This window comes from Dokdonella fugitiva, assembly GCF_014138265.1.
GTDB lineage: Bacteria > Pseudomonadota > Gammaproteobacteria > Xanthomonadales > Rhodanobacteraceae > Dokdonella_A > Dokdonella_A fugitiva_A.
Genome location: NZ_JACGXL010000003.1, coordinates 104,133 through 116,086 on the forward strand (window position 1 = coordinate 104,133; position 11,954 = coordinate 116,086).

Consider the following 11,954-nt stretch of genomic DNA (forward strand, 5'->3'; position numbering starts at 1 on the left):
TCTCCCTCCCGGATCCCGGCGGGAGGGGCTCGAGAAAATTTCCAAGGACAATCCAATCATGGCCATCGAAGTCAAAGTCCCCGTCCTGCCCGAGTCCGTCTCCGACGCGACGATCGCGACCTGGCACAAGAAGCCCGGCGACGCGGTCAAGCGCGACGAGAACCTCGTCGACCTCGAGACCGACAAGGTCGTGCTCGAAGTGCCGGCACCGGCGGACGGCGTGCTGAAGGAGATCAGGTTCGACAGCGGTGCGACGGTGACCAGCCAGCAGGTGCTCGCGATCCTCGAGGAAGGCGCGGCGGCTGCCGCCGCAGCGCCGGCGGCCAAGGCCGCGGAACCGGCCAAGACGGAGGCGTCGAAAGCCGCCGCCGCTCCGGCATCCGCCCCGGCGAAGTCGGGCGACCTGTCGCCGGCCGGCCAGCGCGTTGCCACCGAAAACAAGCTCGATCCGTCCCAGGTCGCCGGCAGCGGCCGCGACGGCCGCGTGACGAAGGAAGACCTCGTCAATTTCATGCGCACCGGCTCGCCGGCGGCGACGCCCGCCCCGGCGGCACCGGCGGCCAAGCCGACGCCGGGCGCGCGTCCGGAAGAGCGCGTGGCGATGACGCGCATGCGTTCGAAGATCGCCGAGCGCCTCATGCAGTCGAAGAACTCGATCGCGATGCTGACCTCGTTCAACGAGATCAACCTCGCCAAGGTCAGCGCGATGCGCAAGGAGCTCGGCGAGCAGTTCGAGAAGGCGAACGGCATCAAGCTCGGCTTCATGAGCTTCTTCGTCAAGGCCGCGTGCGAAGCGCTCAAGCGCCATCCGATCATCAACAGCTCGGTCGACGGCAGCGACATCATCTACCATGGCTACCAGGACATCTCGGTCGCGGTGTCGACCGACAAGGGCCTCGTCACGCCGGTGCTGCGCGACGCGCAGAACATGGGCTTCGCCGAGATCGAGAAGGCGATCGCCGGCTACGCGAAGAAGGCGCGCGAAGGCGGCCTCACGCTCGACGACCTGCAGGGCGGCACGTTCACGATCACCAACGGCGGCACGTTCGGCTCGCTGTTCTCGACGCCGATCGTCAACCCGCCGCAGAGCGCGATCCTCGGCATGCACACGATCAAGGAGCGCGCGATCGTCGAGAACGGCCAGGTCGTCGCCGCGCCGATGATGTACGTCGCGATCAGCTACGACCACCGCATCATCGACGGCAAGGACGCGGTGCTGTTCCTCGTCGACATCAAGAACCAGCTCGAGAACCCGCAGCGCATGCTGCTCGGCATGTGAATGCTGTGACCCCTCTCCCGCCGGGAGAGGGGTTGGGGTGAGGGTTCGGCCATACCGCAACGTCTCGCTCCACCCGTACCCTCACCCGCCCTTCCGGCGCCCTCTCCCCACGGGAGAGGGGGACAAGCGAGAAAGCACATGAGCGAACAATTCGACGTCATCGTCATCGGCGGCGGCCCCGCCGGCTACCACGCCGCGATCCGCGCCGCGCAGCTCGGCCTCAAGACCGCCTGCATCGACGCCTGGACCGGCGCCGACGGCAAGGCCGCGCTCGGCGGCACCTGCCTCAACGTCGGCTGCATCCCGTCGAAGGCGCTGCTCGATTCGTCCAAGCAGTTCTGGAACCTGACCCAGCACTTCGACGTGCACGGCATCACGACCAAGGACGCCGCGATCGACATCAAGACGATGATCGGCCGCAAGGACAAGATCGTGAAGCAGTTCACCGGCGGCGTCGCGATGCTGTTCAAGCAGAACAAGATCACGCCGTTCCTCGGCAAGGGCAAGCTGCTCAAGGACCGCCAGGTCGAGATCACCGCGCCGGACGGCGCGAAGCAGACGATCGCGGGCACCAACATCATCATCGCGACGGGCTCGACGCCGATCGAGCTGCCGTTCGCGAAGTTCGACGGCAAGGCGATCGTCGACAACGCGGGCGCGCTCGCGTTCGACGCCGTGCCCAAGCGCCTCGGCGTGATCGGCGCGGGCGTGATCGGCCTCGAGCTCGGCAGCGTGTGGAAGCGCCTCGGCAGCGACGTCACGGTGATCGAGGCGTTGCCGGACTTCCTCGCCGTCGCCGATGCCGACGTCGCCAAGACCGCCGCGCGCGAGTTCACCAAACAGGGCCTCAAGATCGAACTCGGCGCGAAGCTGTCGAAGGCCGAGGTCAAGGGCAAGGAAGTCCACCTCACCTACGCGGGCAAGGACGGCGAGAAGCAGCTCGTCGTCGACAAGCTGCTCGTCGCGGTCGGCCGCCGTGCGTACACCGACGGCCTGCTCGGCGACGGCACCGGCGTCAAGCTCGACGAGCGCGGCCGCGTCGTCGTCGACGAGCACTGTTGGGCCGGCGTGGACGGCGTGTGGGCGGTCGGCGACTGCGTGCGCGGCCCGATGCTCGCGCACAAGGGCTTCGAGGAAGGCATCGCGGTCGCCGAGCTCATCGCGGGCAAGGCCGGCCACGTCAACCTCGACACGATCCCCTGGGTGATCTACACCGAGCCGGAAATCGCCTGGGTCGGCAAGACCGAAGCGCAGTGCAAGGCCGAGAACATCCCGTACAAGACCGGCAGCTTCCCGTTCGCGGCGGTCGGCCGCGCGGTCGCGATGAACGAACCGGCCGGCTTCGTGAAGGTGATCGCGCACGCGGAAACCGATCGCATCCTCGGCTGCCACATCGTCGGCGCGAACGCGTCCGAGCTGATCGCCGAGTGCGTCGTCGCGATGGAGTTCAAGGGCTCCGCCGAGGACCTCGCGCGCATCGTGCACGCGCACCCGACCCTGTCCGAAGCGGTGCACGAAGCCGCGATGTCGGTCGACAAGCGCGCGATCCACAAGGCCAACTGACCCCCGTCCGCACCGCCGGCGACGGCCGGTGGTGCGCGCGTCGATGCGCATGACGCGCCCCCCGAGGCCTTCCATGGTCGAGTCGAACCCGATCCGCGACGTGTCCGACACCGCGCGCTGGGTGGCGATCTATCGCGCGATGGAGAGCGAACGCGCCGACGCGCTGTTCCGTGATCCGTACGCGCGCCACCTCGGCGGCGAACGCGGCCAGGCGATCGTCGACGCGCTGCCGCAGGGACGCTCGATGAGCTGGCCGCTGGTCGTGCGCACGGCGGTGATGGACGAGATCGTCCTGCGCCGCGTGCGCGAAGGCGCCGCGACCGTGCTCAACCTCGCCGCGGGCCTCGACGCGCGGCCGTACCGACTCGACCTGCCGCCGACGCTGCGCTGGATCCACGTCGACATGCCGGCGATGGTCGACTACTTCCGCACGCAGATGGCCGCGGAAACGCCGCGTTGCGCGCTCGAATTCGCCCCGGCCGACCTGCGCGATGCCACGGTGCGACGCGACCTGTTCGCGCGCGCCGCGGAACACGGTCCCGTGCTCGCGATCAGCGAGGGGCTGCTGATCTACCTCGATGCCACCGACGTCGCCGCGCTTGCACACGACCTGCACGACGTCGCACGCGCGCGCTGGTGGCTGTTCGACCTCGCTTCGCCACTGCTGCTGAAGTTCCTCGAGCGGCGCTGGTCGCCGACCCTGCGCGATGCCGACGCCGCATTCCGCTTCGGCCCCGCCGAAGGCACCGCGTTCTTCGCGCCGCACGGTTGGCGCGAACAGGAATTCCGCTCGAGCTGGGACGAGTCGCTGCGCCTCGGGCGCAGTGCGCGCGGTGCGTGGTTCTGGCAATTGCTCGCGCGACTGCAGCCGCGCCGCACGCGCGATGCGTATCGCCGGATGTCGGGCATCGTCCTCCTGCACACCGATCGACCGCAAGGAACCCCATGAGCACACCGCAAGCCTTCAGCGCGTTCCGCATTCGCGACGACCAGTCCGGCTACCGCGCCGGCATCGAGACGATGCGCGCGGACGACCTCTCGCCCGGCGAAGTGCTGGTCAAGGTCGCGTGGTCGTCGGTCAACTACAAGGACGCGCTCGCCGGCACCGGCAAGGGCAAGATCCTGCGCCAGTTCCCGCTCAACGGCGGCATCGACGTCGCCGGCTACGTCGCCGCGTCGACCGATCCCGCGTTCAAGGAAGGCGATGGCGTGCTCTGCACCGGCTGCGGCCTGTCGGAGACGCGCGACGGCGGCTACGCCGAATACGCGCGGCTGGAGTCGAAGTGGGCGATCCCGCTGCCCGCGGGCCTGACCCTGCGCGAATCGATGGCGCTCGGCACCGCCGGATTCACTGCGGCGCTGTCGCTGTTCCAGCTCGTGCGCAACGGCCAGGCGCCGGACATGGGCCCGGTCGTCGTCACCGGCGCCAGCGGCGGCGTCGGCTCGCTCGCGATCGACATCCTCACGCGCGCGGGTTTCGAGGCGCACGCGATCACCGGCAAGGTCGAGCAGTTCGACTGGCTGATCGGCCTCGGTGCGAAGCAGTGCATCGCGCGCGAAGGCCTGCACTGGGGCCAGCGCCCGCTCGAGACCGCGCGCTGGGCCGGCGCGATCGACAACGTCGGTGGCGACATGCTGGCCGGGCTGACCCGCGTGATCCGCCCGTACGGCAACATCGCGAGCTGCGGCCTCGCCGCCTCGGCCGAGCTCGCGACCACGGTCATGCCGTTCATCATCCGCGGCGTCAGCCTGCTCGGCATCGCCTCGGCCGGCACCGCGCGCCCGATCCGCGAGCAGGTCTGGGAGCACCTTGCGAGCGACTGGAAACCGGCGCATCTTGACGTCATCGCGAACCGCGAGGTCACCCTCTCGGAGCTGCCCCCGGTTTTCGATACGATGCTGGCCGGGAGATCGCTCGGCCGGACGGTCGTGAAGGTCGCCTGAGCGGACTTTGCCGGCGACCCGCCGGCGTCTAGAATGGACCCTTCAACAGGGGAAACTGCAACATGTCCAGAGTATTGATCGTCGACGATTCGCCGTCGCAGCTCGTTGGTATGAAGCGTACCGTCGAGAAGCTCGGCCATCAGGTCATCACCGCCGAGGACGGCGCCGCGGGCGTCGAAGTCGCCAAGCGCGAGCTGCCCGACCTGATCCTGATGGACGTCGTGATGCCGAACCTCAACGGTTTCCAGGCCACGCGCACGATCTCGAAGGATCCGAAGACGAGCCACATCCCGATCATCCTCGTCACGACCAAGGACCAGGACACGGACCGCGTCTGGGGCATGCGTCAGGGCGCGAAGGCCTACGTGACCAAGCCGATCGACGACGCCGAACTCACGCGGGTCATCAAGGAATACCTGCCGGCGGGTTGAGCGCGTGCGCCCGTTCGAGGGCGCAAATGCCGACGTCTGTGGGAGCGGCGGGAGCCGCGATGCTCTTCGTTCCGACAACAAGAGCATCGCGGCTCCCGCCGCTCCCACAAAAAAGCGCGCTCAGGCGCGGGGATCGTACGCCGGGTATGCCCGCGCGAGCTGCTCGAACAGCGCGCGCTGCTCGTCGGTCTCCACCTTCGGCGCATGCACGACCAGCGTGACGATCTGGTCGCCGACGACCTTTCCCGGCCAGCCGCGGCCGCGCAGGCGCATCTTTCGCCCGCTGTCCGAACCCGCGGGCACGCGCAACTCGACGTCGCCACCGAGCGTGGCCACCGTCACCGTCGCGCCGAGCGCGGCTTCCCATGGCGACAACGCGAGCGTGCTGAGCACGTTGTTGCCGTCGAGCGCGTAGGCATCGTCCTCGCGCAATCCGACCTCGAGGATGAGATCGCCCGGCGGCCCGCCGTGCACGCCCGACGAGCCCTGCCCCGCGAGGCGGATCTGCTGGCCCGGCAGGATGCCGGCCGGAATCTTCACCTCCAGCGTGCGTTCGCGCAGACCGATGCGTTCTCGCCCGCCGTGGTACGCCGTACGCAGGTCGACGGCGACCTGCGCATGCACGTCGCGGCCACGCCGCGGCGAGGCGCGTCCACCCGCGGCGCGTCCGCCGAACAGCGATTCGAAGAAGTCGCTGAAGTCGGCGCCGCCCTCGTCGAACGCGGGACCGTGCTGCCAGTTCGGCGGCGGTCCGCGGAACTCGTCGCCGCCGCGGTAGCCGCCCGCGCGCAGCTGGTCGTAGGCGCGCCGGCGCTGCGGATCCTTGAGCGCCTCGTAGGCTTCGTTGACCGCCTTGAACGTCTCCTCGGCCCCGCCTTCCTTGCTGACGTCCGGGTGGTACTTGCGCGCGAGCTTGCGATACGCCGACTTGATCTCGGCATCGCTCGCGTCGGCTTTCACGCCGAGTGTGTCGTAGTAGTCCTTGAACTCCATCCGCTCCCCCGCCACTGAAACGTGCGCGTACCGGGCATCCGCGCCGACGACGAGAACATCGTCGGCGTGCGCGGATCACCGCGCCAACGGCGATCCCGGGCCGATCGCGCAGAAAAACAAGACGGCCCGCGGACGCGTCCGCGGGCCGATCATCGAAGACCGCGGGCGTCGCCGCACGGTCGAGCGTAGCAAAGCCGCGCGCTTGGGGCGCCGAGCTGCCCGTCGCGTTCAGCCGTTGATCGCGATGCGCCGCGGCGCCGACTGCGCCTTCTTCGGGATCGTGATCTCGAGCACGCCGTGCTTGCCGCTCGCGCTGATGCCATCAGCATCGGCACTGTCGGGCAGCACGAAACGGCGGTCGAAGCGGCCGTGCGCACGCTCGACGCGCGTCGCCTTGGCGTCCTCGGCCAATGTCTCGGCGGTGCGCTCGCCCTTCAGCGACAGCACGTTCTTGTCCATCTGCACTTCGATCGTCGTGGGGTCGACGCCGGGCAGGTCGGCGAGGATGACGAAGCGCTCGGCTTCCTCGCGCACGTCGACGCGCGGCGTCCAGTGCGCTTCCGCGCTCGCCGGCGCGTTGTCGCCGAAGAAGCGATCCAGCGCCTGCTTGGCGTGCACGTTGCCGCGGACGAACCAGGGGTTGTAGTGGGTGACGATCATGACTCTCTCCGCAAATGAGGGCGGCTCGATGCGCCGCGATGGCGGATAGATAGGATTTCCCGCCGGGGTTTCAAGAGCTGCCCGTGCAACCGGCCGGGACGTATCATCGACGCGTCGCGGCATCCGCCGCGGAACCTCCCACGACGAAGAGCCCCAGCCATGACGATCAAGGTCGGCGACCCCATTCCCGCGGCAACCCTGAACATCCTCAAGGACGGTGTGCAGCCGATCACCACCGCCGAGATCTTCGGCGGCCGCAAGGTCGTGCTGTTCTGCGTCCCCGGCGCGTTCACGCCGACCTGTTCCGAGCGCCACCTGCCCGGCTTCATCGAGCGCTACGCCGACTTCCACGCGCGCGGCATCGACGTCGCCTGCATCGCGGTCAACGACGCCTTCGTGATGGGCGCCTGGGCGAAGGCGCAGGACGTGCCGGACGGCATGCTCATGCTCGCCGACGGCAACGGCGATTTCACGCGCGCGATCGGCCTGGAGATGGACGCGACGAAGTACGGCATGGGCATGCGCGGGCGACGCTACGCGCTGTACGCCGAAGACGGCGTCGTCAGGCACATCGCGGTGGAAGCCCCCGGCGAGTTCAAGGTCTCGAGCGCGGACGCGGTGCTGGCTGCACTGGGCTGAGCGTTCGGCCGCGCTTGTCCTCCGTGGGCGCGACGGAAGCCGCGATGCTTCGCAGGCTGAAGAGCATCGCGGCTTCCGCCGCCCCCACGGAAAATGGTTGCGTCAGGACTCCGCGGGCGCACCGTCGTTGGCCGAACCCGCATCGTCCTCGTCGCCCTCGCCGAACGAGTCGACCTTGACGACGCCGACGAGCGATTCGTCGGCCGGCAGGCGGATCAGCGTGACGCCCTGCGTATTGCGGCCGACGCGGGCGATTTCCGCGGCGCGCGTGCGCACGAGCGTGCCCTGGTTCGAGATCAGCATGACCTCGTGCGTGTCGTCGAGCAGCGCCGCGCCGACGAGATTGCCGTTGCGCTCGGAACACTGGATGCCGATGACGCCGCGGATACCGCGGCCCTTGCGCGGATACTTCGACAGCGGCGTGCGCTTGCCGTAGCCGCGCTCGGTGGCGGTCAGCACGCAGGCTTCGGCCGAATCGACCTCGTCGACGAGCGCCTCGCCTTCGATCGGCTCGCCCGCGTCGTCGTCGTCGTCGACCTGTTCCGCTGCATGCTCGACGACGAGCAGCGACACGACCTGCGCGCCGTCGGCGAGGCGGATGCCGCGCACGCCGCCGGCGGTGCGTCCCATCGGCCGCACTTCGTCCTCGGCGAAACGCACGGTGCGTCCGTTCGACGCGAACAACATGATGTCCTGCGCGCCGTCGGTCAGCTGCACGTCGACGAGCGCGTCGCCTTCATCGAGGTTGATCGCGATCTTGCCGCGCTGCAGCTGGAATTCGAACTCTGGCAGCGGCGTCTTCTTCACCGTGCCGTTGCGCGTCGCGAAGAAAGCGTAGCGTCCTTCGGCGTAATCGTGCACCGCCTGTACCGCCTGCACCTTCTCGTCGGCTTCGAGCGGCAGCAGGTTGACGATCGGCTTGCCGCGCGCGTTCGGACCCGCGTCCGGCAACTTGTACACCTTGAGCCAGAACACGCGGCCCGCGCTGGTGAACACGAGCAGCGTGTCGTGCGTGTTGGCGATCCACAGGCGCTCGATGAAATCCTCTTCCTTCATGTTCGTCGCCGAGCGGCCCTTGCCGCCGCGACGCTGCGCGCGATAGAGGCTCACCGGCTGGCGCTTCGCGTAGCCTGCGTGCGAGAGCGTGACGACGACGTCTTCCGGCTCGATCAGGTCGAGGATGTCGAGGTCTTCCTGGCTCGCCTGGATCAGCGTGCGGCGCGCGTCGCCGTACTGCTCCTTCAGCTCGACGAACTCGCCGCGGATGATGCGCAGCAGGACGTCGGGGTTCTCGAGGATCTCGATCAGCTTGCCGATCGTCCGCAGCAGTTCCTGGTACTCGTCGCTGAGCTTCTCCTGCTCGAGCCCGGTCAGGCGCGACAGGCGCATCTCGAGGATTTCCTTCGCCTGGATCTCCGACAACTGGTAGCCGTCGGCCTTGAGGCCGGCCGCCGGATCGAGGTCCTCCGGACGCGAGGCGTCGGCGCCCGCGGCGGCGAGCAGCGCGCGCACCATGCCCGGCTCCCAATGGCGCACGAGCATGCGCTGCTTCGCCTCGTCCGGCGACGGCGAGGTCTTGATGAGCTCGACCATCTCGTCGATGTTGGCGAGTGCGACGGTCAGGCCTTCGACGATGTGCGCGCGCGCGCGCGCCTTGCGCAGGTCGAAGATCGTGCGCCGCGTGACGACTTCGCGGCGATGGCGGATGAATGCGTCGAGGATCTCGCGCAAGCCGAGCGTGCGCGGCTGGCCGTCGACGAGCGCGACCATGTTGATGCCGAACGTGACCTGCAACTGGGTCTGCTGGAACAGGTTGTTCAGCAACACGTCGGCGGAGGTATCGCGGCGCACTTCGATGACGACGCGCAGGCCGTCCTTGTCCGACTCGTCGCGCAGCTCGGAGATGCCCTCGATGCGCTTTTCCTTGACGAGCTCGGCGATCTTCTCGATCAGGCGCGCCTTGTTGACCTGGAACGGGATCTCGGTGACGACGATCGTCTCACGGCCGTTGTCGTCGCTCTCGATCTCGGCCTTCGCGCGCACGAGGATGCGGCCACGCCCGGTCTTGTACGCCTCGACGATGCCGGCGGAGCCGTTGATGATGCCGGCGGTCGGGAAGTCCGGCCCCGGCACGAGGCGCAGCAGGTCGTCGAAACCGAGGTCCGGATCGTCGATGAGCGCGATGCAGGCCGACAGCACCTCGGAGAGGTTATGTGGTGGCACGTTCGTCGCCATGCCCACCGCGATGCCGGCGGAGCCGTTGATGAGCAGGTTCGGTATGCGCGTCGGCAATACCGTCGGCTCGAGTTCCTTCTCGTCGTAGTTCGGCTGGTAGTCGATCGTCTCCTTGTCGATGTCGGCGAGCAGTTCCGAGCTGAGCCGCTCCAGGCGGCACTCGGTGTAACGCATCGCCGCCGCTTCGTCGCCGTCGACCGAACCGAAGTTGCCCTGGCCGTCGATGAGCGTGTAGCGCATCGAGAAATCCTGCGCCATGCGCACGAGCGCGTCGTAGATCGACGAGTCGCCGTGCGGGTGGTACTTGCCCATGACGTCGCCGACCACGCGCGCGCACTTCACGTACGGGCGGTTCCACGAGGTGTTCGATTCGTGCATCGCGTACAGCGTGCGGCGGTGCACGGGCTTCAGGCCATCGCGTACGTCGGGCAGCGCGCGGCCGACGATCACGCTCATCGCGTAGTCGAGGTAGCTCTTCCTGACTTCGTCCTCGATGTTGACGCGAATGATTTCTTTGGCCAGCTCAGCCATCCGGGAACCTCAAAAAGTCCGATTTCGGGAGGGTGCGCATCGCGCCCGGGCCGCTGCTGTCCGGGGGTCCGGGAACGGCGTCCGGCGCGGCGGCGGAAGGGGTTCGGGCGAAGCCGTTCCGCGAGCGCGAAAACAACGTGAAATGATACCACACGAAGGCTGCCGAAACAGCGTTTTTTCCCTGATTTCAACGGGACTTAGCGTCACCCGCGGGATTCCCGGCGGGGCCCGGCCGTTGCGGCCGGAATATCCAGTATTTCGAACTCAGGAAGTTGACCATCGCACCCGCCACGGAACCCGCCGCGACGCCGATCGCAGGCCATTGCCGGACCAGCGGCCAGAGCAGCACGCAAGCGACGTAGGCGCCGTAGTTGAGCGCGAAACCGAACGCCATCGCGACGAGATAGCGAACGAGCTGGCGCCGACGGCTGCCGCCGCCGTGACCGGCGAATGTGTAGGTGCGGTTGAAGCTCCAGGTCGTCGTCGCCGCGGCGAGGAACGAAACGACGCGCGCGCCGTACGGATTGATGCCGAGTTCGCGCACGAGGAACTGCACGATGCCCGCATCGACGACGAAGCCGAGTACGCCGCTGATCGCGAACAGGAGGATCTGCCGACGCAATGCCATCCCGCGCCCCTTCGTCGACCGATCAGGCGGCGCCGAACACGGCGGCCATGCGCGCGGCGTCGGGGTGCTCGACGACGCCACGCTCGGTCACGATCGCGTCGATGAGCGCGGCCGGCGTCACGTCGAACACCGGGTTCCACGCGCGCGCGCCTTCGACCACGGTGCGCTGGCCGGCGTAGCCGAACAGTTCGTCCGGCGATCGCAGCTCGATCTCGATGTCGTCGCCGCTCGCGGTCGCCATGTCCACCGTCGACGACGGCGCGACGACCATGAACTTCACGCCATGGTGGCGCGCGGCGATCGCGAGCTGGTAGGTGCCGATCTTGTTCGCGGTGTCGCCGTTGGCGGCGATGCGGTCGGCGCCGACGACGACCCACTGCACCTGGCCCGTGCTCATGAGGTGCGCCGCGGCCGAATCGGCGACGAGCGTCGCCGGGATCGCGTCGCGCAGCAGTTCCCACACGGTCAGGCGCGCACCCTGCAGCCACGGCCGGGTCTCGCCGGCGAACACCTGCCCGATGCGCTCGGCCGAAACGCCGGCGCGGATCACGCCGAGCGCGGTGCCGTAGCCCGCGGTCGCGAGCGAACCCGTGTTGCAATGCGTGAGCACCCCGCTGCCCGGGGCGATCAGCGACGCACCGAGTTCGCCCATGCGCCGGTTCGCCGCGAGATCCTCGTCCTGGATCGCCTGCGCTTCGCCGGCGAGCGCATCGGCGCCGGCGTCGCGCGCGATCGCGCGCTGCATGCGGTCGAGTGCCCACATGAGGTTCACCGCGGTCGGCCGCGCCGCGCGCAGGCGCGCGAGCGCGGCGTCGAGGCCGCCGCGATCCTGCCGTGCCGCGAGCACGACGCCCCAGGCCGCGGCGATGCCGATCGCCGGCGCACCGCGCACGACGAGGTCGCGGATCGCCTGTGCGACCTCGTCGGACGTGCGGCAGTCGACGTACGCCTCCTCGCGCGGCAACAGCCGCTGGTCGAGCAGGTGCAGGTGATCGCCTTGCCAGAGCACGGCGCGGATCGTGTCGTGTGAACGCGGAGCGGATGGATTCAT

Annotated in this window: 11 protein-coding genes; 6 read left to right on the plus strand and 5 right to left on the minus strand. The window is 68.6% G+C overall.

The features are described 5' to 3' along the window. The first annotated feature begins 58 nt into the window (after nucleotides 1–58). The 5 genes from odhB to pilH all read left to right on the plus strand — a co-directional run bounded on the left by odhB (nucleotide 59) and on the right by pilH (nucleotide 5,217). A complete protein-coding gene (gene odhB / locus FHW12_RS10870) occupies nucleotides 59–1,279 on the plus strand; it encodes a 2-oxoglutarate dehydrogenase complex dihydrolipoyllysine-residue succinyltransferase (protein WP_182531059.1) in 1,221 nt (406 codons plus the stop codon). A gap of 138 nt (nucleotides 1,280–1,417) precedes the next feature. Then, on the plus strand, nucleotides 1,418–2,842 hold the full coding sequence (gene lpdA, locus FHW12_RS10875; protein ID WP_182531060.1) for a dihydrolipoyl dehydrogenase: 1,425 nt from the start codon (nucleotides 1,418–1,420) through the stop codon (nucleotides 2,840–2,842). Between the two features lie 73 nt (nucleotides 2,843–2,915). Continuing rightward, a complete protein-coding gene (locus FHW12_RS10880; RefSeq protein WP_182531061.1) occupies nucleotides 2,916–3,791 on the plus strand; it encodes a class I SAM-dependent methyltransferase in 876 nt (291 codons plus the stop codon). Continuing rightward, entirely contained in the window at nucleotides 3,788–4,786 is a 999-nt protein-coding gene (locus FHW12_RS10885; RefSeq protein ID WP_182531062.1) for a YhdH/YhfP family quinone oxidoreductase, read from the plus strand. The genes FHW12_RS10880 and FHW12_RS10885 overlap by 4 nt, the downstream gene beginning before the upstream one ends. Nucleotides 4,787–4,848: 62 nt before the next feature. Continuing rightward, complete coding sequence (pilH, locus tag FHW12_RS10890) at nucleotides 4,849–5,217, plus strand: twitching motility response regulator PilH (protein ID WP_131994591.1); 369 nt, start codon at nucleotides 4,849–4,851, stop codon at nucleotides 5,215–5,217. Between the two features lie 120 nt (nucleotides 5,218–5,337). Here pilH and FHW12_RS10895 read toward each other — a convergent pair whose 3' ends face one another. Together FHW12_RS10895 and FHW12_RS10900 are read right to left on the minus strand one after the other, a co-directional pair. Continuing rightward, nucleotides 5,338–6,210, minus strand: coding sequence for a DnaJ C-terminal domain-containing protein (locus tag FHW12_RS10895; protein WP_182531063.1), 873 nt, complete (start codon nucleotides 6,208–6,210; stop codon nucleotides 5,338–5,340). Nucleotides 6,211–6,438: 228 nt separating this feature from the next. After that, a complete protein-coding gene (locus FHW12_RS10900) occupies nucleotides 6,439–6,870 on the minus strand; it encodes an Hsp20/alpha crystallin family protein (RefSeq protein ID WP_182531064.1) in 432 nt (143 codons plus the stop codon). Between the two features lie 159 nt (nucleotides 6,871–7,029). Here FHW12_RS10900 and FHW12_RS10905 point away from each other — a divergent pair, with 159 nt between their 5' ends. Continuing rightward, a complete protein-coding gene (locus tag FHW12_RS10905) occupies nucleotides 7,030–7,509 on the plus strand; it encodes a peroxiredoxin (protein WP_182531065.1) in 480 nt (159 codons plus the stop codon). A 102-nt stretch (nucleotides 7,510–7,611) separates the two neighbouring features. Here the strand turns inward: FHW12_RS10905 and gyrA are convergent, their stop codons facing one another. The 3 genes from gyrA to mtnA all read right to left on the minus strand — a co-directional run bounded on the left by gyrA (nucleotide 7,612) and on the right by mtnA (nucleotide 11,954). Then, nucleotides 7,612–10,275, minus strand: a complete 2,664-nt coding sequence (gene gyrA / locus FHW12_RS10910) for a DNA gyrase subunit A (protein WP_182531066.1) — start codon at nucleotides 10,273–10,275, stop codon at nucleotides 7,612–7,614. A 187-nt stretch (nucleotides 10,276–10,462) separates the two neighbouring features. Next, complete coding sequence (locus FHW12_RS10915) at nucleotides 10,463–10,903, minus strand: GtrA family protein (RefSeq protein WP_182531067.1); 441 nt, start codon at nucleotides 10,901–10,903, stop codon at nucleotides 10,463–10,465. A gap of 22 nt (nucleotides 10,904–10,925) precedes the next feature. Then, nucleotides 10,926–11,954, minus strand: coding sequence for an S-methyl-5-thioribose-1-phosphate isomerase (gene mtnA / locus FHW12_RS10920; RefSeq protein ID WP_182531068.1), 1,029 nt, complete (start codon nucleotides 11,952–11,954; stop codon nucleotides 10,926–10,928).

What these genes read in the sequence shown, in the direction of transcription:
- FHW12_RS10900 (WP_182531064.1), bottom strand. Translation starts at nt 6,870, where the DNA reads ATGATCGTCACCCACTACAACCCCTGGTTCGTCCGCGGCAACGTGCAC.
- FHW12_RS10895 (WP_182531063.1), bottom strand. Translation starts at nt 6,210, where the DNA reads ATGGAGTTCAAGGACTACTACGACACACTCGGCGTGAAAGCCGACGCG.
- FHW12_RS10880 (WP_182531061.1), top strand. Translation starts at nt 2,916, where the DNA reads ATGGTCGAGTCGAACCCGATCCGCGACGTGTCCGACACCGCGCGCTGG.
- lpdA (WP_182531060.1), top strand. Translation starts at nt 1,418, where the DNA reads ATGAGCGAACAATTCGACGTCATCGTCATCGGCGGCGGCCCCGCCGGC.
- FHW12_RS10905 (WP_182531065.1), top strand. Translation starts at nt 7,030, where the DNA reads ATGACGATCAAGGTCGGCGACCCCATTCCCGCGGCAACCCTGAACATC.
- pilH (WP_131994591.1), top strand. Translation starts at nt 4,849, where the DNA reads ATGTCCAGAGTATTGATCGTCGACGATTCGCCGTCGCAGCTCGTTGGT.
- gyrA (WP_182531066.1), bottom strand. Translation starts at nt 10,275, where the DNA reads ATGGCTGAGCTGGCCAAAGAAATCATTCGCGTCAACATCGAGGACGAA.
- FHW12_RS10885 (WP_182531062.1), top strand. Translation starts at nt 3,788, where the DNA reads ATGAGCACACCGCAAGCCTTCAGCGCGTTCCGCATTCGCGACGACCAG.
- odhB (WP_182531059.1), top strand. Translation starts at nt 59, where the DNA reads ATGGCCATCGAAGTCAAAGTCCCCGTCCTGCCCGAGTCCGTCTCCGAC.
- FHW12_RS10915 (WP_182531067.1), bottom strand. Translation starts at nt 10,903, where the DNA reads ATGGCATTGCGTCGGCAGATCCTCCTGTTCGCGATCAGCGGCGTACTC.
- mtnA (WP_182531068.1), bottom strand. Translation starts at nt 11,954, where the DNA reads ATGAATCCATCCGCTCCGCGTTCACACGACACGATCCGCGCCGTGCTC.